Source organism: Pseudomonas mangrovi (assembly GCF_003052585.1).
Taxonomy (GTDB): domain Bacteria; phylum Pseudomonadota; class Gammaproteobacteria; order Pseudomonadales; family Pseudomonadaceae; genus Aquipseudomonas; species Aquipseudomonas mangrovi.
Genome location: NZ_QASN01000017.1, coordinates 347,086 through 368,210, shown reverse-complemented (window position 1 = coordinate 368,210; position 21,125 = coordinate 347,086). Strand labels below are relative to the sequence as shown.

The following is a 21,125-nucleotide window of genomic DNA, read 5'->3' as shown; positions in this document are numbered from 1 at the left end:
ACGGTTGTAGTGCCACATGCAGCCGCAAGGAGCTTCGAGGGTGCCAAGGCACTTGCCTCTTCCGCCGGGAGACGGCTGAGGGATGTTTCAGGCCACTCGGACCGGATCAATGCCTGCAGTCAGTCGCGCTGAAAGCGCAGTCCCATGCCCTTGGCTTCGAAGCGCACCACTTCCATCTGCACCACGGGCGCCTCTATTGGCAGATCCTGGACCTGGCCACTGACCACCTCGCCGATCTGCAGCAGATTCTGCGCGTCGTCGAGAATCACGAACACACCGGTGTCGGAGATGTCCCGCGTGTGAACCAGCATCTTGCCGTGCTGCGGATGGTCGATGCGGATGCGCACCTTGAACGGCGTGCGAGGACTTTCGCGCTTGTTTTCCATGATCGACCTTGTTGTTGTTCTCTGCCGGGTAGATGGCGCCAAGCTACAGACATGGCGAAGCGCCATCAATACCATTTGGCTTCGCCGGGCGGGCGCCTCTTGAAGCGCTTCATGTTCCACATGTATTGCTCGGGATTGGCGCGCACTTGTCGCTCCAGCACCTGAACCATCGCCGCGACCGCCTGCTCGTCATCTTCGGCGTACATCGCTTCCGGTGCCGGCTCGACGATCACCCGATAGCCGCTGCCGTCAGGCAGACGCACCGCATGCAGAAATACGCCCACGGCCTTGTGCCCCTTGAGCAGCGAAGTAGCGAACTTGCTGGTCAGCGCAGGCACGCCGCAGAAGGGCACGAACACGCCATTGGCCAGCGCCGGCTCGGGGTCGACCGCGATGCCGGCGACGCCGCCACGGCGGACCTTCTTGATCAGCGAAAGGATGCCGGCAGGCGTGGAAGGCACCACCTCGTTGCCCATCTGCACCCGCTGCTTCTGCAGCAGCTCGTCGACGGCCTTCATCTTGATCGGGCGATAGAGAATCGCTGCCTTGCAGTGCAGGCCCAGGTAATGCAACAGCACTTCCCAGTTGCCCAGGTGGCTGCTCAGCGTCACCAGGCCCTTGCCGCTTTCCAGAGCCCGCTGCAGATGCTCCAGACCCTCGACTTCGCGCACCAGGCTGAGCGTCTTCTGCGCCGGCCAGATCCAGGCGCAGGCGCTTTCGGTGAGGGTCATGCCGATGCTGATCAGACTGCGACGCAGCAGCTGCTCCAACTGCTGTTCATCCAGTTCGGGAAAGCAGCGGCTCAGGTTGATCCGGGTGACCTCGCGAGAGCGGTTCGGCAGCTTGTAGCTCAGCCAGCCGATGGCCGCACCGAGCCCCTGCACCATTCGCCAGGGCAACAGGGCGAAGAGCCGCAGAAAACCGATGATCAGAGCGCCTTTGAGCCTTTCCACGCGCGACTCCCCAGTCAAACAAGGCGCGCATTGTAGCGGCACAGCGCAGGCTTGGGGCACTCGGGTATCCGCTCACCAGGATATGGGCACGTCCGTCACAGCTTCCCGGCAAGCTCGGTGTAGCGATCGCAATCGGTGCTGTGGTCCATGACCATCCCCGACGCCTGCATGAACGCATAGCAGATGGTCGGGCCGACGAAGGTGAAGCCGCGCTTCTTCAGCGCCTTGCTCATCGCCTCGGCTTCTGCGGTGACCGTCGGCATCTGGCTGCGCTCGCTGAAATGGTTGATCTTCGGCTGCCCACCGACGAACGACCACAGCAGCGCGGCAGGATCGTCGATCGCCAGCCAGGCGCGAGCGTTCTGTCGACTGGCACGCAGCTTGAGACGGTTGCGGATGATGCCGGCGTCCTGCATCAGGTTTTCGATCTCCTCGTCGCTGAGTTCGGCCAGGCGCCGGGGGTCGAAGCCGAACAGCACCTGGCGATAGCGCTCGCGCTTCTTCAGCACTGTGAACCAGGACAGTCCGGCCTGAAAACCTTCGAGCAGCAGCAGCTCGAACAGCGCCTGCGGGTCGCGCAACGGCACCCCCCATTCCTGATCGTGGTAGGCCTGATAGAGAGGGTCATCGGTACACCAGAAGCAGCGGGGCATGGCGAAGTCCTTTGCGCGGTTTGGGGCCGTTCACTATACCCAGTTAGGCTGTATGCATATACAGACAAAAGGGATATTGGCAACCTCCTTAGAACCGACCGGACCTGGCGCCTCCCCAACCTGCGATGCAAGGCCAGAGCCGGGCGGGTGCCTCGCCCGGCGATACGTTCGGGTATACTGCCCGGCTTTATGCCAAGCCTCGATATCGGTGAAATTCTTGAGCCAGACCAAGCCCGACGTGAGCACCTTCCAAGGCCTTATCCTCGTCCTGCAGAGCTACTGGGCAGAGCAGGGCTGCGTGATCCTGCAGCCCTACGACATGGAGATGGGTGCCGGCACCTTCCACACCGCAACCTTCCTCCGCGCCGTCGGCCCCGAAACCTGGAACGCCGCCTACGTGCAGCCCTCGCGCCGCCCGGCCGATGGCCGCTACGGCGAGAACCCCAATCGCCTGCAGCACTACTACCAGTTCCAGGTGGTGCTCAAACCCAATCCGGAAAACATCCAGGATCTGTACCTTGAATCGCTACGGCGCATAGGCGTCGACACCCTGGTGCACGACATCCGCTTCGTCGAGGACAACTGGGAATCGCCGACCCTGGGCGCCTGGGGCCTGGGCTGGGAAGTCTGGCTCAACGGCATGGAAGTCACCCAGTTCACCTACTTCCAGCAGGTCGGTGGCGTCGAGTGCTACCCGGTCACCGGCGAGATCACCTACGGTCTGGAGCGCCTGGCGATGTACCTGCAGGGCGTCGATTCGGTCTACGACCTGGTCTACTCCGACGGCCCCTTCGGCAAGGTCACCTACGGCGACGTGTTCCATCAGAACGAGGTGGAGCAGTCCACCTTCAACTTCGAGCACGCCAACGTCGACAAGCTCTTCGATCTGTTCGACTTCTACGAGTCCGAGGCCAATCGCCTGATGGAGCTGCAGCTGCCGCTGCCGGCCTATGAAATGGTCATCAAGGCCTCGCACAGTTTCAACCTGCTCGATGCCCGTCGCGCCATCTCGGTGACCGCGCGTCAGCAGTACATCCTGCGCGTGCGCACCCTGGCGCGGAACATCGCCCAGAGCTATCTGCTGGCACGTGCTCGCCTCGGCTTCCCGATGGCCACCGCCGAACTGCGTGACGAAGTCCTGGCCAAGCTGGCCGAGTCCGGCCTCCTGGCCGACGAAGTCCCGGGCAGCAACAAGGAGGCTGCAGAATGAGTGCACAAGATTTCCTGGTCGAGCTGGGCACCGAAGAGCTGCCGCCGAAGGCCCTGAAAAGCCTTGGCGAAGCCTTCCTCGCCGGCGTCGAAAAAGGCCTCAAGGCCGCCGGACTGAATTATGTAGCCGCGCGCTACTACGCGGCGCCGCGGCGTCTGGCCGTGCTGATCAGCCAACTCGACAGCCAGCAGCCGGATCGCACTGTCAACCTGGACGGTCCGCCGGTGCAGGCCGCGTTCGACAAGGATGGCAAGCCGACCCAGGCTGCGCTCGGCTTCGCCCGCAAGTGCGGCGTGGAACTGGCGCAGATCGATCAGAGCGGTCCCAAGCTCAAGTTCAGCCAGAGCATCGCCGGGCAGGCGACCGTCAGCCTGCTGCCGGGCATCGTGGAGAGTTCGCTGAACGAGCTGCCGATTCCCAAGCGCATGCGCTGGGCGGCGCGCAAGGATGAATTCGTCCGTCCGACCCAGTGGCTGGTGATGCTCTTCGGTGACGCTGTGGTCGACTGCGAGATCCTCGCGCAAACGGCCGGGCGGATCTCCCGCGGTCATCGCTTCCATGCCAACCATGAAGTGCACATCAGCAGTCCTGCAGCCTACGCCGAGGACCTGCGCTGCGCCTACGTGATCGCCGATTTTGCCGAGCGTCGCGAGCTGATCGACGCCCGCGTGGCCGAGCTCGCGGCAGCGGAGCAGGGCAGCGCCATCGTCCCGCCGGCCCTGCTGGATGAGGTCAGCGCGCTGGTCGAGTGGCCGGTGCCGCTGGTCTGCTCGTTCGAGGAGCGCTTCCTCGAGGTGCCGCAGGAAGCCCTGATCACCACCATGCAGGACAACCAGAAGTACTTCTGCCTGCTCGACGGCAACGGCAGGCTGCTGCCACGCTTCATCACCGTGGCCAACATCGAATCGAAGGATCCGGCGCAGATCGTCGCCGGCAACGAGAAGGTGGTGCGCCCGCGCCTCACCGATGCCGAGTTCTTCTTCAAGCAGGACAAGCGCCAACCCCTGGAGAAGCGCAACGAGCGCCTGGCCAACGTGGTCTTCCAGGCCCAGCTTGGCAGCGTGTTCAACAAGGCCGAGCGGGTTTCCGAGCTGGCCGGCTTCATCGCCCAGCGCATCGGTGGCGACGCCGCTCGCGCGACGCGTGCCGGTCTGCTCTCCAAGTGTGACCTGGCTAGCGAGATGGTCGGCGAGTTCCCGGAGATGCAGGGCATCGCCGGTTACTACTACGCGTTGCACGACGGCGAGCCGGAAGATGTCGCCCAGGCGCTGAACGAGCAGTACATGCCGCGCGGTGCCGGTGCGGAGCTGCCTGCGACCCTCACCGGCGCTGCAGTCGCGGTGGCCGACAAGCTCGACACTCTGGTCGGCATCTTCGGCATCGGCATGCTGCCGACCGGCTCCAAGGACCCCTACGCCCTGCGCCGCGCCGCGCTCGGCGTGCTGCGCATACTGATCGAGAAGCAGCTCGACCTGGATTTGGTCGCAGCGGTCGGCTTCGCCATCAAGCAGTACGGTGACAAGGTCAAGGCCGAAGGGCTGGCCCAGCAGGTGCTGGATTTCATCTTCGACCGCCTGCGTGCGCGCTACGAGGATGAAGGCGTCGACGTTGCCGTCTACCAGGCCGTACGTGCGGTCAACCCGGCTTCGCCGCTGGACTTCGATCAGCGCGTGCAGGCCGTGCAGGCGTTCCGCCAGTTGCCCGAAGCCGCCGCATTGGCCGCTGCCAACAAGCGCGTGTCGAACATCCTCGACAAGGCTGCCGGTGGCGTCGCCGCGCAGGTGGAACCGCACTACTTCGACAGCCCGTGCGAGTTCAGCCTCTACTCGGCGATCCAGCAGGCCGACCAGAAGGTCACCCCACTGGCGGCCGAGCGCCGTTACCGGGTCACGCTGGAGTGCCTGGCTTCGCTGCGTGAGCCAGTCGACGCCTTCTTCGAGGCGGTGCTGGTGAATGCCGAGGACGCCTCGGTGCGGGCCAATCGCTACGCATTGCTGGCGCGTCTGCGTGGGTTGTTCCTCGGTGTGGCCGATATCTCCCTGTTGGGCTAACCGCAGAACCGGCGTCCGGCGAACATCGCTGGCCGCCGGTTCGCTCTGCAACCCGCGAGGCATGCGCTGATGAAACTGATCGTTCTCGACCGCGACGGTGTGATCAACGAAGACTCCGACGCCTTCGTCAAATCCACCGACGAATGGATCCCGATTCCTGGGTCCATCGAGGCCATCGCGCGCCTGTGCAAGGCCGGTTGGACGGTGGCGGTCGCCACCAACCAGTCCGGTCTGGCGCGAGGGCTATTCGACATCCAAACCCTCACCGACATGCACTTCAAGCTGCAGCAGCTGGCGATGGAGCAGGGCGGACGTGTCGATCTGATCGTGCACTGCCCGCATGCCGCGGCGGACGGTTGTGATTGCCGCAAGCCGAAACCGGGCATGTTCCGCACCATCGCCGAGCACTTCGACCTGCGCGATCTGCGCGACGTGCCCGTCGTCGGCGATAGCCACCGCGACCTGCACGCCGGAATGATGCTTGGTTGCACGCCCTACCTGGTGCGCACCGGCAAGGGCATGCGGACGCTCGAGGGTGTGCTGCCCCCAGGCACCCAGGTATTCAGAGACCTCGCTGCCGTCACCGATCATCTTCTCAAGGCGAGTTCATGAGTCTGCTGCAACGCCTGCGTACGGTTCTCTTCTACCTGTTGCTGTCCTCCAGCTCACTCATCTGGTGCATCTTCGCCGTCGGACTGGTGCCGTTCATATCCTTCGAGCGCCGTTATCACTTGGCGATACGCAGTTGGTGCCGCCTGGCGATCTGGCTCGCGAAGGTCGTGGTTGGCATCGATTACCGAATCCATGGCCTGGAGAACATTCCTTCCCAGCGCTGCGTGATTCTGGCCAAGCACCAGAGCACCTGGGAAACCTTCTTTCTTTCCGGCCTGTTCGAGCCGCTGAGCCAGGTGGTCAAGCGTGAGTTGTTGTTCGTCCCCTGCTTCGGCTGGGCGCTCGCAACCCTCAAGCCGATCGCCATCGACCGCGACAATCCCAAGACCGCACTGCGCCAGCTCGCGCGGCTGGGCCAGCAGCGTCTGGACAAGGGCTGCTGGGTACTGATCTTTCCCGAAGGCACGCGGATCCCGGTAGGCCAGACCGGCAAGTTCTCCCGCGGTGGCGCGGCGCTCGCAGTCAATGCCGGTCTACCGGTACTGCCTGTCGCGCACAACGCCGGACGCTTCTGGCCGAAGCAGGGCTGGGCAAAGTACCCGGGCAGGATCGACGTGATCATCGGTGAGCCCATGTATGCCGACGGCGAAGGACCCAGAGCCATTGCCGACCTCAACCAGCGTGCCGAAGCCTGGATCAACGCCCGCGTGGCCGAGCTGGAAACCGCTGCAACGCCGATCTGATGGCCGAAGCCAGCCCCGTTACGCCTGGACGCCATCGCTAAGCCAATGGCCTGAAAAGAAAAAGCCCGACACTGGTCGGGCTTTTCTGTCTCTCTCGCATTCGCGCGGGGACCCGCTGCTGTTGTTCAGAAGTCCAGGTTGGACACTGCCAGCGCGTTGCTCTCGATGAACTCGCGTCGCGGTTCCACGGCGTCGCCCATCAGGGTATTGAAGATCTGGTCGGCACCGATGGCGTCCTCGATCGTCACCTTGAGCATGCGGCGAACTGCCGGGTCCATGGTGGTTTCCCAGAGCTGATCCGGGTTCATTTCACCGAGTCCCTTGTAGCGCTGGATGCTGTGGCGTTTGGTGCTTTCCGCCAATAGCCACTCAAGCGCTTCGCGGAAGGTACTGACGTTCTTGCGACGCTCGCCGCGCTTAACGTAAGCGCCAACCTCGAGCAGGCTGTTGATCTGATTGCCCAGGTCGGTGACGGTGCGGTAATCGTTGCTGGCAAAGAAGTCACGGTTGAAGGTGACATAGCTCGACACGCCATGGGAGATCGACTCGACCTCCGGCAGCCACAGATGGCGTTCGCGGTCTTCGCGCAGGCTGACCTTGTAGGCCAGACCGGATTTCTCGCCCGTCTTCAGGCGCTCCGAGAAGCCGCTCAACCACTGCTGCATTGCAGCTTCGTCTGCCAGTTGCTCGACGGTCACCCGCGGCAGGTAGACCATGTGATCGGTCAGCTCCTGCGGGTACAGACGCGAGAGACGGGCGAGGGTCTTCATCACGGTGCGGTATTGGTTGACCAGGGTTTCCAGCGCCGTGCCGGACAGGCCCGGAGCGCTTTCGTTGACGTGCAGGCTGGCATCTTCGAGCGCCGACTGGGTCATGTACTCGTCCATGGCCTCGTCGTCCTTGATGTATTGCTCCTGCTTGCCTTTCTTGACCTTGTACAGCGGTGGCTGGGCGATATAGATGTAGCCGCGCTCGACCAGCTCCGGCAGCTGACGGAAGAAGAAGGTCAGCAGCAGGGTGCGGATGTGCGAACCGTCGACGTCGGCGTCGGTCATGATGATGATGTTGTGGTAGCGCAGCTTGTCGATGTTGTACTCGTCGCGACCGATACCACAGCCCAGCGCGGTGATCAGCGTACCGACTTCCTGGGAGGAGATCATCCGGTCGAAACGCGCACGCTCGACGTTGAGAATCTTGCCCTTGAGCGGCAGGATCGCCTGGGTCTTGCGGTTACGACCCTGCTTCGCCGAGCCACCCGCGGAGTCACCCTCCACTATGTAGAGTTCGGAAAGGGCGGGGTCCTTTTCCTGGCAGTCGGCGAGCTTGCCGGGCAACCCGGCAATATCCAGCGCGCCCTTGCGGCGGGTCATCTCGCGCGCCTTGCGCGCTGCTTCGCGAGCACGAGCGGCGTCGATCATCTTGCCAACCACGGCGCGAGCTTCGCTGGGGTTCTCCAGCAGGAAATCGGCGAAGTGGCGACCCATCTCCTGCTCGACCGCCGTCTTGACCTCGGAGGAGACCAGCTTGTCCTTGGTCTGCGAACTGAACTTGGGATCAGGCACCTTCACCGAGATAATCGCGGTCAGACCTTCACGGGCGTCGTCGCCAGTGGTCGCGATCTTGAACTTCTTCGCCAGACCTTCGGCTTCGATGTAGTTGTTCAGGTTGCGCGTAAGGGCCGAGCGGAAGCCCGCCAGATGGGTGCCACCGTCGCGCTGGGGGATGTTGTTGGTGAAGCAGAGCAGGTTCTCGTTGAAGCTGTCGTTCCACTGCAGTGCCACCTCCACACCAACGCCATCTTCCTCACGCTGTACGTTGAAGTGGAAAACCTCGTTCACCGGGGTCTTGTTGGTGTTCAGATATTCGACGAAAGCCTTCAGACCGCCCTCGTACTTGAACAGCTCTTCCTTCCCGCTGCGTTCGTCCTTGAGCACGATACCCACCCCGGAGTTCAGGAAGGACAGTTCGCGCAAGCGCTTCGCCAGGATGTCCCAGCTGAAATGGATGTTGTGGAAGGTGTTTTCCGACGGTTTGAAATGAATCTGGGTGCCGGTGCCGTCGGTGTCGCCTACGGGCGCCAGGGGTGCTTGAGGAACGCCATGCACATAGGTCTGCTCCCAGACCTTGCCGCTGCGGCGAATAGTCAGAATCAGCTCCTTGGAAAGGGCGTTGACCACCGAGACACCTACGCCGTGCAGGCCACCCGATACCTTGTAGCTGTTGTCATCGAACTTTCCACCGGCGTGCAGCACGGTCATGATGACCTCGGCTGCAGAGACGCCTTCTTCCTTGTGCATGTCGACCGGAATACCACGGCCGTTGTCGCGCACGGTTATCGACTCGTCGGTATGGATGGTAATGCTGATCTCGCTGCAGTGCCCCGCCAGAGCCTCGTCAATGGAGTTGTCGACGACTTCGAAGACCATGTGATGCAGGCCCGTGCCGTCATCGGTATCGCCGATGTACATGCCCGGACGCTTGCGTACCGCATCCAGTCCCTTGAGGACCTTGATGCTGTTCGAGTCATAGATGTTTTCGTCGCTCATGCCTTACTCCCGGTGGTCCTGGCTCTGGCTTATCTGTCCATGTTCCACGTGGAACATCGACACTGGCGTATCTTCTTGCCAACCGTCCTTCAATAGATCTCTGTCTACGCAGGTGATGAATACCTGGCAGCGCAATTCTTCCAGCAATCGGCACAATGCCTGGCGATGCTGCTCATCCAGCTCGGACGGCAGGTCGTCGACCAGATAGATGCATTGTCCCTGACGGGCATCGTTCAACAGATGGCCCTGGGCTATTCTCAACGCACAGACCACCAGCTTCTGCTGCCCCCTGGACAGTATCTCCGCAGCATTGTGGCCATCGAGACGCAACCGCAGATCCGCACGCTGGGGGCCGGCCTGGGTATGACCCAGGGCCTGATCCCGCGACAGGGAAGACTGCAGTACTTCGGCGAGGCCGCGGTCCTTGTCCCAACCACGGTAATAGCTGAGAGTCAGATCCGGCAGCTCAAGCAGCTCCGCCAGCGTTCGTTCGAAAACCGGCTTGAGCAGCTGAATATATGCTCTGCGATAACCGTCAATTTCCTCGCTGGCGAGGCTCAGTTCCCTGTCCCAGGCCGCCTGCGAAGCGGCGTCCAGTGTACCACGGCGCAACCATGAGTTTCGCTGCCGCAGGGCTGTCTGCAGCCTCTGCCAGGCCGGCAGGAAGCGTTGTTCCACGTGGAACACTCCCCAGTCGAGGAACTGCCGGCGGATCTTCGGCGAGCCTTCCAGCAAGCGAAAGCTGTCGGGATTGATCAGCTGCAATGGCAGTGTCTCGGCAAGCTCCGCGGCACTGCGCACATTCTGTCCGTCGATACGGATCTGCAGCTCCCCCTGCCGATCGCGGGACACCCCCAGCTGCCTTGTTCCGCCGTCGAGAGACTGGACCTGGCCGAATACCGTGCAGGCGAGTTCCTGATGCTGAATGACCGGCATCAGGCGCGTGCTGCGAAAGGAACGGGCCAGGCCCAGGAGATGGATGGCTTCTAGCAGGCTGGTCTTGCCGCTGCCGTTGTCGCCGTAAAGAAGATTGATGCGAGGGGAGGGGTATAGCGTCACCGGGTGCAGATTGCGGACCGCGGTGACGCTGATTCGCGTCAGCGACATCGGCTACTACAAGCGCATCGGCATGACGACGTACGCCGAGTCGTCATTGTCCGCTTCCTGTACCAGCGCACTGCTGTTGGAATCGGAAAGGGTCAGACGCACCTGCTCAGCGCCCATCACCCCGAGCACATCGAGGAGATAGCTGACATTGAAGCCAATTTCCAGGTTGCCGCCGTTGTAGTCGACTGCGATCTCTTCCTCGGCCTCTTCCTGCTCGGGATTGTTGGCCTGGATCTTCAGCAGACCTGCACTGAGCTGGAGACGAATACCGCGGTACTTTTCATTGGAAAGGATCGCGGTGCGGCTGAAGGCTTCACGCAGCGCCTGGCGATCACCCACTACCAGCTTGTCGCCGCCACGCGGCAGTACACGCTCATAGTCGGGAAACTTGCCATCGACCAACTTCGAGGTGAAGGTGAAATCACCAGTGGTGGCGCGGACATGATGCTGGCCAAGGACAATGCGCACTTCCGCGTCCTGATCGGTCAGCAGACGAGCCAGCTCAAGGATGCCCTTGCGCGGCACGATCACCTGGTGCCGTTCGGCCTGCTGGATATCGCCGGTCAGCGAACACATCGCCAGGCGATGGCCATCGGTAGCCACGGCGCGCAACATCCCGCTACTGACCTCGAGCAGCATGCCATTGAGGTAGTAACGAACGTCCTGCTGCGCCATGGCGAAGCTGGTGCGTTCGATCAGGCGACGCAACTTGCCCTGCGGTACCGCAAAATTCAGCGAACCAGGACCTTCCTCGACAGTCGGGAAATCATTCGCCGGCAAGGTCGAAAGGGTAAAGCGGCTACGACCTGCCTTGACCACCAGCTTCTGCTCATCAGTACGAATGTCGATCAACGCATCGCTGGGCAGGCTCTTGCAGATGTCCATCAGCTTGCGTGCCGGAACCGTGATTTCTCCCGGCTCGGCGGCATCTTCCAGGGTCACCCGGCCGACCAGCTCGACTTCCAGGTCAGTACCGGTCAGCGACAGCTGCTGGCCGTCAACCACCAGTAGCACGTTGGAAAGAACCGGCAGGGTCTGGCGGCGCTCCACGACACCGGCAACCAGTTGCAGCGGTTTCAACAAGGCTTCGCGTTGAATGGTGAAATGCATGGTCCAGTCCCTTTGCTGAGTGCGATATCAGGTAGTCAGAGTACGCAGCAGATTCTTGTAATCCTCGCGAATGTCCGCGTCGGACTCGCGAAGTTCAGCAATCTTTCTGCATGCATGCAATACGGTTGTATGGTCGCGACCGCCAAAGGCATCGCCGATTTCCGGCAGGCTGTGGTTGGTCAGTTCCTTGGAAAGAGCCATCGCCACCTGACGTGGGCGAGCCACGGAACGGGAGCGACGCTTGGACAGCATGTCGGAGATCTTGATCTTGTAGTACTCGGCAGTCGTGCGCTGGATATTGTCCACGCTGACCAGCTTGTCCTGCAGCGCAAGCAGATCCTTCAACGACTCGCGAATCAGCTCGATGGTGATTGACCGGCCCATAAAATGCGAGTGTGCGATAACGCGCTTCAATGCACCTTCCAGCTCGCGCACATTGGAGCGAATTCGCTGCGCGATGAAGAAGGCTGCGTCATGCGGCAGATCCACCTTGGCCTGGTCGGCCTTCTTCATCAGGATCGCCACCCGGGTCTCCAGCTCGGGCGGCTCCACCGCCACGGTGAGACCCCAGCCGAAGCGTGACTTGAGGCGCTCTTCGAGTCCTTCGATTTCCTTGGGGTAGCGGTCACTGGTCAGGATGACCTGCTGCCCACCCTCAAGCAGCGCATTGAAGGTGTGAAAGAATTCTTCCTGCGAGCGTTCCTTCTTGGCGAAGAACTGGATGTCATCGATCAACAACGCGTCCACCGAGCGGTAGAAACGCTTGAACTCGTTGATCGCATTCAGTTGCAACGCCTTGACCATGTCGGCAACGAAACGCTCGGAGTGCAGGTAGACCACCTTGGCATTCGGGTTCTTCTTCAGCAGATGATTGCCGACGGCGTGCATGAGGTGGGTCTTGCCCAGGCCAACCCCGCCATAAAGGAACAGGGGGTTGTAACCGTGCTTGGGATTGTCCGCCACCTGCCAGGCCGCCGCGCGTGCCAGCTGGTTGGACTTGCCCTCGACGAAATTCTCGAATGTAAAGCTGCGATTCAGGTAGCTCGTATGCTTGAGCCCCCCCTCGACCTGTACCGAACGCTCACTGCGAGCGGGCACGGACTCGACGGCGGGACTGCTGGCCACTGCGACCTCCGCCAGCACCGGGGCAGGCGCGGAGACGGCAACCGACGGCGAAGCGCTAGGAGCGACCACAGGCCGCGCGGCCCGTTTGCTGCCAATCAGAAGAGTCAGCGCCGGTGCGTGGCCGTCCGCGCGTTCGCCCAGCAGCTCCAGAAGACGCCCTAGGTACTTGTCGTTGACCCAGTCGAGCACGAAGCGGTTCGGCGCATAAATGCGCAGCTCTTCATCAAGTGCCTCGACCTGCAAAGGTCTGATCCAGGTGTTGAACTGCTGGGCAGGCAACTCGTCGCGCAAGAGCTCGACGCACTGTTGCCAAAGATCGACCGACACACGCATCCCCTGAGGCCGAAGCCAGGCAAAAAACTGTCGGCCATTGTATCGGTGGCAGGCTGAGTTATCCACATCTTTGGCCGAGCCGTCAGCCTTGTAAAATCAACGTCTTGATAGCAAAGGCAGGGGGGTGTTCCCGGAATCTGCAAGGTCCATACGGCATACACCTGCCGATCCCATGGATCCTGTGTACAACCTGCCTTGGAACCGCCCCTGAACGCTGTGGACAACCTGCGCTGAACCTCAGCTGTTGATAAAAGGCCCTCCTGCACACAGCCAATCCACAGCAGATCCAGCGGAACTACTCAGGAAACCCACCGGCTTTAAAATACAGAAAATCCTTTAATTACATGACTTAAGAGTACTTACCCACAGATAACCGTTGCCTTAATTGCATCTGCTTCTACAAGCTTCTCTTCAAGAAATTTCTCTTTAATTATTTTTCTATCCCGATCGCTTGCACGGAAATTGACCTACCGTGCGGCTTTCTCTAGAATCGCCGGTCTCTTAAAAAGCGGGTCATTCCGGCCCGATGTCGACCATCCAGGTAACGCACCATGAAACGCACTTTCCAACCCAGCACTCTCAAGCGCGCTCGCACCCACGGTTTCCGTGCCCGCATGGCTACCAAGAACGGTCGCGCCGTCCTGTCGCGTCGTCGCGCCAAAGGCCGCAAGCGTCTGGCCGTTTGATCCGGCTCAGGTAGTGAATCGAGGATTCGGCCGGGATAAGCGTCTGCTCACCCCACGGCAATTCAAGACGGTCTTCGATTCACCTACCGCACGGGCTCCAGGCAGGAACGTTCTCCTGCTGGCGCACGAAAACCAGCTGGAACATCCCCGTCTCGGTCTGGTGATCGGCAAGAAGAGCGTAAAGCTCGCTGTCGAGCGGAATCGCCTCAAGCGCGTCATCCGCGAAAGCTTTCGTCACAGTCAGGACGCACTGGCAGGTTGGGATATCGTGGTGGTCGCTCGCAAGGGCCTGGCCGACCTGGATAACCCCGAGCTGTTCCAGCAATTCGGCAAGCTCTTCAAGCGCATCGCGCGGAGCAAACCGACCCAAGCCCAAACCGAACCTGGGGTGGCCGATGGTCCCCGTACGTAGACTTGTGCTTGCTCCCATCCGGCTCTACCAGTACGCCATCAGTCCCATGATGGCCAGCCATTGCCGCTTCTATCCGAGCTGCTCCTGCTACGCCCATGAAGCCATCGAGCAACATGGCGTGATCCGCGGTGGCTGGCTCGCGATACGCAGGCTCGGCCGCTGTCACCCCTGGCATCCGGGGGGCTACGACCCAGTCCCTGGCGCGACCCCTTCTAAAACCTCTTCGATGGCCGAGTAATCATGGATATCAAACGCCCGATCCTGATCGTTGCCCTGGCAGTCGTGTCCTATCTGATGGTTCTGCAGTGGAACCAGGACTACGGCCAGGTTCAATTGCCGCCAGAACAAACGCGGTCCACTGCACCTGCAGCCAAATCCACTCAGGCAGCACCCGGCGCCGACGATGACGTGCCGCTGCTGGAGCCCGAAATCGGCGCAGTGACAGAAGAAGCACCTGGCAGTACCGAACTGATCCGCGTGCGTACCGACGTACTGGAGCTGGCAATCGACCCCCGTGGGGGTGACATCGTCGAGCTGATGCTGCCCAAGTATCCTCGCCGCCAAGACCGGCCTGACGTCCCGTTCCAGCTTTTTGAAAACAGCAATGAACGTTTCTACATAGCGTCTAGCGGTTTGACCGGAGTGAAAGCCGCAAACTCCCCGGACTCCAGTCAGGGTCGCGAACTGTGGATCAGTAAAGAATCCTCCTACGAAATGGCAGCCAGCCAGGACGAGCTGGTGGTCGACCTAACGCTGACTAAGGGTGGGGTCGAATTCGTCAAGCGCTTCCGATTCAAGCGGGGCGACTACGACATCGGTGTGAACTACCTGATCGACAACCGTAGCGATAGCGCCTGGCGTGGCAGCATGTACGGTCAACTAAAGCGCGATGCCAGCGGCGATCCCTCTTCCACCACTGCTACAGGCACAGCGACCTATCTGGGCGCAGCGCTCTGGACTCCTGACAAGCCCTACACCAAGGTGAAAATGGGCGAGTTCGACGACATGCAGGAAGAGAACGCCAAGAATGTTCCTAATTCGTGGCTTGAGTTAAAGGTAGAAGGTGGCTGGATCGCCTGGCTGCAGCACTATTTCGTGACCGCCTGGATTCCCAAAGACCCAGGCACTAACAACATCAAAGCATTCAAAGACAGCCGCAACAATTACGTGATCCGCTTCACCGGACCGACTCTCGAGGTTCCTGCCGGTAGTCAGGGTGAAACCCGGGCCGTTCTCTACGCAGGCCCGAAGATCCAAGAAAAACTGGAGGCACTTTCCCCTGGGCTGCGTCTGACCGTCGACTACAGCTTCCTGTGGTTCATCGCCCAACCGATTTTCTGGTTGCTGGAGAACATTCACGACTTCCTCGGCAACTGGGGCTGGTCGATCATTGCGCTGACCGTCGTCATCAAGTTGATCTTCTTCCCGCTGTCCGCCGCCAGCTACCGTTCCATGGCCCGTATGCGCGCCGTGTCGCCCAAGCTGCAGGCGCTCAAGGAGCAGTACGGCGACGATCGTCAGAAGATGTCCCAGGCGATGATGGAGCTGTACAAGAAGGAGAAGATCAATCCCCTGGGCGGCTGTCTGCCGATCCTGGTACAGATGCCGGTATTCCTCGCGCTCTACTGGGTCCTGCTGGAAAGCGTCGAGATGCGCCAGGCGCCCTGGATGTTCTGGATCACCGATCTGTCGATCAAGGATCCGTTCTTCATCCTGCCGATCATCATGGGCGTAACCATGTTCATCCAGCAGCAGCTGAACCCGACGCCGCCGGATCCCATGCAGGCCAAGGTGATGAAGATGCTGCCGATCATCTTCACCTTCTTCTTCCTCTGGTTCCCTGCGGGTCTGGTGCTGTACTGGGTGGTCAACAACATCCTGTCGATCGCACAGCAGTGGTACATTACCCGCCAGATCGAGGCGGCCAGCAAGAAGGCTGGCTGACCCGAAAAGGCTTGAACGAACGCCCCCTCGTGGGGCGTTCTGCTATCCGGAGTTCGCATGAATCCTGCCGCCGACACCATCGTCGCCATCGCCACCGCGCAGGGCCGCGGCGGCGTCGGCATCGTCCGCCTCTCCGGCCCCAAGGCGGCGCCCATCGGCCGACAGATCGCCAATCGCGAACTCAAGCCCAGGCATGCCCACTACGGTGCGTTTCGCGACGCCAACTGCAGTGCCATAGACGAAGGCCTGACGCTCTACTTTCCCGGTCCGCATTCCTTTACCGGCGAAGACGTAGTCGAGCTTCAAGGACATGGCGGGCCGGTGGTGCTGGACATGCTGCTGCGTCGCTGCCTGGAGCTGGGCGCACGCCTGGCTCGCCCCGGTGAGTTCAGCGAACGGGCCTTCCTCAACGACAAGCTGGACCTGGCCCAGGCCGAAGCCATTGCCGACCTGATCGAAGCCAGTTCCGAGCAGGCGGCGCGCAATGCCTTGCGCTCCCTGCAGGGTGCCTTCTCGCAGCGGGTGGAGAGCCTTACCGAAAAACTGATCCAGCTGCGCATCCAGGTCGAAGCGGCGATCGATTTCCCCGAGGAGGAAATTGACTTTCTCGCTGATGGCCACATCCTGACCCTGCTAGAAGGCGTCCGTGCAGAACTCGCTGCAGTGCTGCGTGAAGCCGGTCAGGGGGCATTGCTGCGCGACGGCATGAGCGTGGTGATCGCTGGGCGACCTAACGCCGGAAAATCGAGCCTGCTCAATGCGCTGGCCGGACGCGAGGCCGCCATCGTCACCGATATCGCCGGGACCACCCGCGACGTGTTGCGCGAACATATCCACATCGACGGCATGCCGCTGCATGTGATCGACACCGCCGGTCTTCGCGCCACCAGCGACCAGGTCGAGCAGATCGGCGTCGAACGCGCGCTCAGGGCGATCGGCGAAGCAGATCGGGTTCTGCTGGTAGTGGACTCGAGCGCAGCAGAGGCTGAAGACCCCTTCGCTCTATGGCCGGAGTTCACCGACAGCCAGCCGGATCCGCACAAGGTCACCCTGGTGCGCAATAAGGCCGATCTCTCCGGCGAGCCGATCAGCCTTCACGAAAGCGCCGACGGCCACGTGACGATAAGCCTCTGCGCCAGCTCGGGTGTGGGGCTCGATCTGCTGCGTGAGCACCTGAAGGCCTGCATGGGCTTTACCCAGACAGCGGAAAGCAGCTTCAGCGCGCGGCGCAGGCATCTGCAGGCGCTGCAGCAGGCGTCAACCAGCCTCGACCACGGGCTGCGTCAGCTCACCGAAGCGGGCGCGGGCGAGCTGCTCGCCGAAGATCTGCGTGCGGCGCAACAGGCGCTCGGTGAAATCACCGGCAGCTTCAGCTCCGACGACCTGCTCGGGCGGATCTTTTCCAGCTTCTGCATCGGCAAATAGTTTCCAACTGCCCGCTTCAAGCGCCATTCCAATTCCGCTTGCTCACATCGGACGATCCCACGCACCCAAAATTGGGTTCAGCAGCCCTGTGGATAACAGGCCCTGAGCCCAGTCCATAACCGGTGGCAAAAGCTGAGCATAAAACAGCCTGTTGATAACCAGTGTTTCCATCCACAGGCGCAGCCCAGCTTGCCCCCCGGATACGGTCAGGTTCAGCACAGCTTTGCGGAACTCTGCAGGCCTTGTATTCAGAGGGCTGTGGAATGTTATCCACAGAAAGTCGATGCACCATACATAAACATAAGAGAAAGCTTTAAAGAAATTTCTCTTCTTCTTTATTCTGTAAGCCGGCGAGCAAAGCCTCGAAGCCAGAAGGGCACACTGGCTATTTTTTGTGCAAAAGACTTCTTTCGGTCAGGGCAAATCCCTATACTTGCCGGCTCTTTTCCCCTTCCCCAGCAACAGGCACGAGGTGCGTGGTGGATTTTCCTTCCCGTTTTGACGTGATCGTCATCGGCGGCGGCCATGCCGGCACCGAGGCCGCGCTGGCTTCTGCGCGGATGGGGGTGAAAACCCTGCTGCTGACGCACAACGTGGAAACCCTCGGCCAGATGAGCTGCAACCCGGCCATTGGCGGGATAGGCAAGAGCCATCTGGTGAAGGAAATCGATGCTCTTGGCGGGGCCATGGCTATCGCCACCGACAAGGGCGGCATCCAGTTCCGTGTGCTCAACAGCCGCAAAGGACCGGCAGTGCGTGCCACCCGAGCCCAGGCTGATCGAGTTCTGTACAAGGCGGCGGTACGCGAGATTCTCGAGAACCAGCCCAACCTGTGGATATTTCAGCAGGCTGCTGACGATCTGATCGTCGAGCAGGAGCAGGTCCGTGGCGTGGTTACCCAGATGGGCCTGCGGTTTCACGCCGACAGCGTGGTGCTGACCACCGGGACCTTCCTGGGGGGACTTATCCACATCGGCCTGCAGAACTATTCCGGCGGTCGCGCCGGCGATCCGCCCTCGATTGCCCTGGCCCGTCGTCTGCGTGAACTGCCACTGCGCGTCGGGCGCCTGAAGACCGGTACACCGCCGCGGATCGACGGCCGTTCGGTGGATTTCTCCGCGATGACCGAGCAGCCCGGTGATACGCCGATCCCGGTGATGTCCTTCCTCGGTTCCAAGGAACAGCACCCGGCCCAGGTCAGTTGCTGGATCACCCATACCAACACCCGTACCCACGAGATCATCGCCAGCAATCTGGATCGCTCGCCGATGTATTCCGGAGTCATCGAAGGCATCGGCCCACGCTATTGCCCCTCGATCGAAGACAAGATCCATCGCTTCGCCGACAAGGACAGCCACCAGGTCTTTCTGGAACCCGAAGGCCTGACCACCAACGAGCTCTATCCGAACGGCATTTCCACCTCGCTGCCGTTCGATGTGCAGCTGGAGATCGTGCGCTCGATCCGCGGCATGGAGAACGCCCATATCGTGCGGCCGGGCTACGCCATCGAGTACGACTATTTCGATCCGCGCGACCTCAAGTACTCGCTGGAAACCAAGAGCATCGCCGGGCTGTTCTTCGCTGGACAGATCAATGGCACCACCGGTTACGAGGAAGCCGGCGCCCAGGGCCTGCTGGCCGGGACCAACGCGGCCTTGCGTGCGCAGGGCCGGGACAGCTGGTGTCCGCGCCGCGACGAGGCCTACCTCGGCGTGCTGGTCGACGACCTGATCACCCTGGGCACCCAGGAGCCCTACCGCATGTTCACCTCGCGTGCCGAGTACCGGCTGATTCTCCGCGAGGACAACGCCGATCTGCGCCTGACCGAAAAAGGTCGTGAACTGGGTCTGGTCGACGATGCCCGCTGGGCGGCCTTCTGCACCAAGCGCGAAGCCATCGAGCTGGAAGAGCAGCGCCTGAAGAGCACCTGGATTCAGCCGGGCAGCGAGCAAAGCGCCGCCATTGCCGAGCGCTTCGGCACGCCGCTGACCCGTGAGTACAACCTGCTCAACCTGTTGACCCGTCCGGAAATCGATTACGCCGGCCTGGCCGAGGTCACCGGCGTTTCTGCGGAAGACCCCCAGGTCGCCGAGCAGGTCGAGATCCGCACCAAGTACGCCGGTTACATCGAGCGTCAGCAGGACGAGATCGCCCGCCTGCGCGCCAGCGAGGACACCCGTCTGCCGATGGACATCGATTACACCGGCATCTCCGGACTGTCCCGCGAGATCCAGGCCAAGCTTGGCAGTGCCCGCCCGGAAACCCTCGGCCAGGCCTCGCGGATTCCAGGCGTCACGCCCGCCGCCATCTCGCTGTTGCTGATCCACCTGAAGAAGCGTGGCGCCGGACGTTCGCTGGAACAGAGCGCCTGATGTCCCTAGCCGACTCCCGTCATCGCAGAGAACTTGTCGAAGGCGCCGCAAGCCTCGGCCTTTCCCTCAGCGATGCGCAGCAGGACCAGTTGCTGGCTTATCTGGCGCTGCTGGTGAAATGGAACAAGGCCTACAACCTGACCGCGGTGCGGGATCCGGACGAGATGGTCTCGCGCCATCTGCTCGACAGCCTCAGCGTGCTGCCCTTCGTTGCCGAAGGCGGCAACAGCTGGCTCGACGTCGGCAGCGGTGGCGGCATGCCGGGGATACCGCTGGCGATCATGTTCCCCGAGCGACGGTTCACTCTGCTCGACTCCAACGGCAAGAAGACCCGCTTCCTCACCCAGGTGAAGCTCGAACTGGGGCTGGCCAACCTCGAGGTTATCCACAGCCGGGTCGAAGCCTACCGACCCGAGCAGCCTTTCCAGGGCGTCTGCTCGCGGGCGTTCAGCTCGCTGCAGGATTTCGCCGACTGGACTCGCCACCTGGGCAACGGCGAAACCCGCTGGCTGGCGATGAAGGGCGTGCAGCCGGATGACGAGCTGCAGGCGCTACCGGCGGACTTTCGGCTGGTCGCCTGCGAAGTGCTCAAGGTTCCCGGTTGCCAAGGCCAGCGCCATCTGCTGATACTGCGTCGCTCGATCCAGGGGGGAGACGCTGCGCATGGCTAAGGTATTCGCGATTGCCAACCAGAAAGGCGGTGTCGGCAAGACCACCACCTGCATCAATCTGGCCGCGTCCCTAGTGGCCACCAAGCGCCGCGTGCTGCTGATCGATCTCGATCCCCAGGGCAACGCGACCATGGGCAGCGGCATCGACAAGCATGGCCTCACGCACTCGATCTACGACGTGCTGATTGGCGAGTGCAACCTGGTCGACGCCATGCAGTATTCCGAGCACGGCGGCTATCAACTGCTGCCGGCCAACCGCGACCTGACTGCCGCGGAAGTCGCGCTGCTCGAGATGAAGATGAAGGAAAGCCGCCTGCGCTATGCACTGGCGCCGATCCGCGAGAACTACGACTACATCCTGATCGACTGCCCGCCGGCGCTGTCGATGCTGACCGTCAACGCGCTGGTCGCCGCCGATGGCGTGATCATCCCCATGCAGTGCGAGTACTACGCGCTGGAAGGCTTGTCCGACCTGGTCAACAGCATCCAGCGCATTGCCCAGATGCTCAATCCGCAGCTGAAGATCGAAGGCCTGCTGCGCACCATGTACGATCCGCGCATCAGCCTGACCAACGACGTCACCGAACAGCTCAAGACGCATTTCGGTGACAAGCTTTACGACGCGGTCATCCCGCGCAACGTCCGGCTTGCCGAAGCGCCCAGCCACGGCATGCCGGCGCTAGTCTACGACCGCCAGTCCCGTGGCGCGATCGCCTACCTGGCTCTGGCCGGCGAGGTCGTCCGTCGCCAGCGCAACGCCGCTAAAACCGCAATCGCATAAGGAAT

At 61.7% G+C, this 21,125-nt stretch carries 19 protein-coding genes; 12 read left to right on the top strand and 7 right to left on the bottom strand.

What is annotated here, in order from left to right; all coding sequences use genetic code 11:
• Nucleotides 1-119: 119 nt before the first annotated feature.
• The 3 genes from DBO85_RS10645 to DBO85_RS10635 form a co-directional block, all read right to left on the bottom strand.
• Nucleotides 120-386 (bottom strand): PilZ domain-containing protein, encoded by a 267-nt coding sequence (locus DBO85_RS10645; protein ID WP_108107233.1) that lies wholly within the window; start codon nt 384-386, stop codon nt 120-122.
• Nucleotides 387-451: 65 nt separating this feature from the next.
• The gene (locus tag DBO85_RS10640) at nt 452-1,339 is read right to left on the bottom strand and encodes a lysophospholipid acyltransferase (protein ID WP_108107232.1); all 888 of its coding nucleotides are present in this window, start codon (nt 1,337-1,339) and stop codon (nt 452-454) included.
• 95 nt (nt 1,340-1,434) lie between these two features.
• Nucleotides 1,435-1,992: a DNA-3-methyladenine glycosylase I gene (locus tag DBO85_RS10635; protein ID WP_108107231.1), complete on the bottom strand. Its 558-nt coding sequence runs from the start codon at nt 1,990-1,992 to the stop codon at nt 1,435-1,437.
• Nucleotides 1,993-2,209: 217 nt separating this feature from the next.
• Between DBO85_RS10635 and glyQ the strand changes: the two genes are divergently transcribed.
• The 4 genes from glyQ to DBO85_RS10615 all read left to right on the top strand — a co-directional run bounded on the left by glyQ (nt 2,210) and on the right by DBO85_RS10615 (nt 6,608).
• Nucleotides 2,210-3,202 carry a glycine--tRNA ligase subunit alpha gene (glyQ, locus tag DBO85_RS10630; protein ID WP_108107315.1) on the top strand — a complete coding sequence of 331 codons (993 nt, stop codon included), beginning with the start codon at nt 2,210-2,212 and terminating at the stop codon, nt 3,200-3,202.
• Nucleotides 3,199-5,253 (top strand): glycine--tRNA ligase subunit beta, encoded by a 2,055-nt coding sequence (gene glyS, locus DBO85_RS10625; RefSeq protein ID WP_108107230.1) that lies wholly within the window; start codon nt 3,199-3,201, stop codon nt 5,251-5,253. The genes glyQ and glyS overlap by 4 nt, the downstream gene beginning before the upstream one ends.
• A 69-nt stretch (nt 5,254-5,322) precedes the next feature.
• On the top strand, nt 5,323-5,865 hold the full coding sequence (gmhB, locus tag DBO85_RS10620) for a D-glycero-beta-D-manno-heptose 1,7-bisphosphate 7-phosphatase (protein WP_108107229.1): 543 nt from the start codon (nt 5,323-5,325) through the stop codon (nt 5,863-5,865).
• The gene (locus tag DBO85_RS10615) at nt 5,862-6,608 is read left to right on the top strand and encodes a lysophospholipid acyltransferase family protein (protein WP_108107228.1); all 747 of its coding nucleotides are present in this window, start codon (nt 5,862-5,864) and stop codon (nt 6,606-6,608) included. The genes gmhB and DBO85_RS10615 overlap by 4 nt, the downstream gene beginning before the upstream one ends.
• A 125-nt stretch (nt 6,609-6,733) precedes the next feature.
• Here DBO85_RS10615 and gyrB read toward each other — a convergent pair whose 3' ends face one another.
• The 4 genes from gyrB to dnaA are packed head-to-tail and all read right to left on the bottom strand — an operon-like array spanning nt 6,734 to nt 12,823.
• Nucleotides 6,734-9,154: a DNA topoisomerase (ATP-hydrolyzing) subunit B gene (gyrB, locus tag DBO85_RS10610; protein ID WP_108107227.1), complete on the bottom strand. Its 2,421-nt coding sequence runs from the start codon at nt 9,152-9,154 to the stop codon at nt 6,734-6,736.
• Between the two features lie 3 nt (nt 9,155-9,157).
• Nucleotides 9,158-10,261, bottom strand: a complete 1,104-nt coding sequence (recF, locus tag DBO85_RS10605; protein ID WP_108107226.1) for a DNA replication/repair protein RecF — start codon at nt 10,259-10,261, stop codon at nt 9,158-9,160.
• Between the two features lie 6 nt (nt 10,262-10,267).
• Nucleotides 10,268-11,371, bottom strand: coding sequence for a DNA polymerase III subunit beta (dnaN, locus tag DBO85_RS10600; RefSeq protein ID WP_108107225.1), 1,104 nt, complete (start codon nt 11,369-11,371; stop codon nt 10,268-10,270).
• Nucleotides 11,372-11,398: 27 nt separating this feature from the next.
• Nucleotides 11,399-12,823 carry a chromosomal replication initiator protein DnaA gene (dnaA, locus tag DBO85_RS10595; RefSeq protein ID WP_108107314.1) on the bottom strand — a complete coding sequence of 475 codons (1,425 nt, stop codon included), beginning with the start codon at nt 12,821-12,823 and terminating at the stop codon, nt 11,399-11,401.
• 557 nt (nt 12,824-13,380) lie between these two features.
• On the opposite strand from dnaA, the gene rpmH reads away from it, so the two are divergent.
• The 8 genes from rpmH (at nt 13,381) to DBO85_RS10555 (ending at nt 21,120) form a co-directional block, all read left to right on the top strand.
• Nucleotides 13,381-13,515, top strand: coding sequence for a 50S ribosomal protein L34 (rpmH, locus tag DBO85_RS10590; protein ID WP_019340723.1), 135 nt, complete (start codon nt 13,381-13,383; stop codon nt 13,513-13,515).
• Nucleotides 13,516-13,528: 13 nt separating this feature from the next.
• Complete coding sequence (rnpA, locus tag DBO85_RS10585) at nt 13,529-13,927, top strand: ribonuclease P protein component (protein ID WP_177429756.1); 399 nt, start codon at nt 13,529-13,531, stop codon at nt 13,925-13,927.
• Nucleotides 13,911-14,165, top strand: coding sequence for a membrane protein insertion efficiency factor YidD (gene yidD, locus DBO85_RS10580; RefSeq protein WP_108107223.1), 255 nt, complete (start codon nt 13,911-13,913; stop codon nt 14,163-14,165). Before rnpA ends, yidD begins: the two co-directional genes overlap by 17 nt.
• A 2-nt stretch (nt 14,166-14,167) precedes the next feature.
• Nucleotides 14,168-15,871, top strand: coding sequence for a membrane protein insertase YidC (gene yidC / locus DBO85_RS10575; protein WP_108107222.1), 1,704 nt, complete (start codon nt 14,168-14,170; stop codon nt 15,869-15,871).
• Nucleotides 15,872-15,928: 57 nt separating this feature from the next.
• The gene (gene mnmE / locus DBO85_RS10570; RefSeq protein WP_108107221.1) at nt 15,929-17,296 is read left to right on the top strand and encodes a tRNA uridine-5-carboxymethylaminomethyl(34) synthesis GTPase MnmE; all 1,368 of its coding nucleotides are present in this window, start codon (nt 15,929-15,931) and stop codon (nt 17,294-17,296) included.
• A gap of 479 nt (nt 17,297-17,775) precedes the next feature.
• Nucleotides 17,776-19,668 (top strand): tRNA uridine-5-carboxymethylaminomethyl(34) synthesis enzyme MnmG, encoded by a 1,893-nt coding sequence (gene mnmG / locus DBO85_RS10565; RefSeq protein WP_108107220.1) that lies wholly within the window; start codon nt 17,776-17,778, stop codon nt 19,666-19,668.
• Nucleotides 19,668-20,339: a 16S rRNA (guanine(527)-N(7))-methyltransferase RsmG gene (rsmG, locus tag DBO85_RS10560; RefSeq protein ID WP_108107219.1), complete on the top strand. Its 672-nt coding sequence runs from the start codon at nt 19,668-19,670 to the stop codon at nt 20,337-20,339. Before mnmG ends, rsmG begins: the two co-directional genes overlap by 1 nt.
• On the top strand, nt 20,332-21,120 hold the full coding sequence (locus tag DBO85_RS10555; protein ID WP_108107218.1) for a ParA family protein: 789 nt from the start codon (nt 20,332-20,334) through the stop codon (nt 21,118-21,120). The genes rsmG and DBO85_RS10555 overlap by 8 nt, the downstream gene beginning before the upstream one ends.
• Nucleotides 21,121-21,125 lie beyond the last annotated feature (5 nt).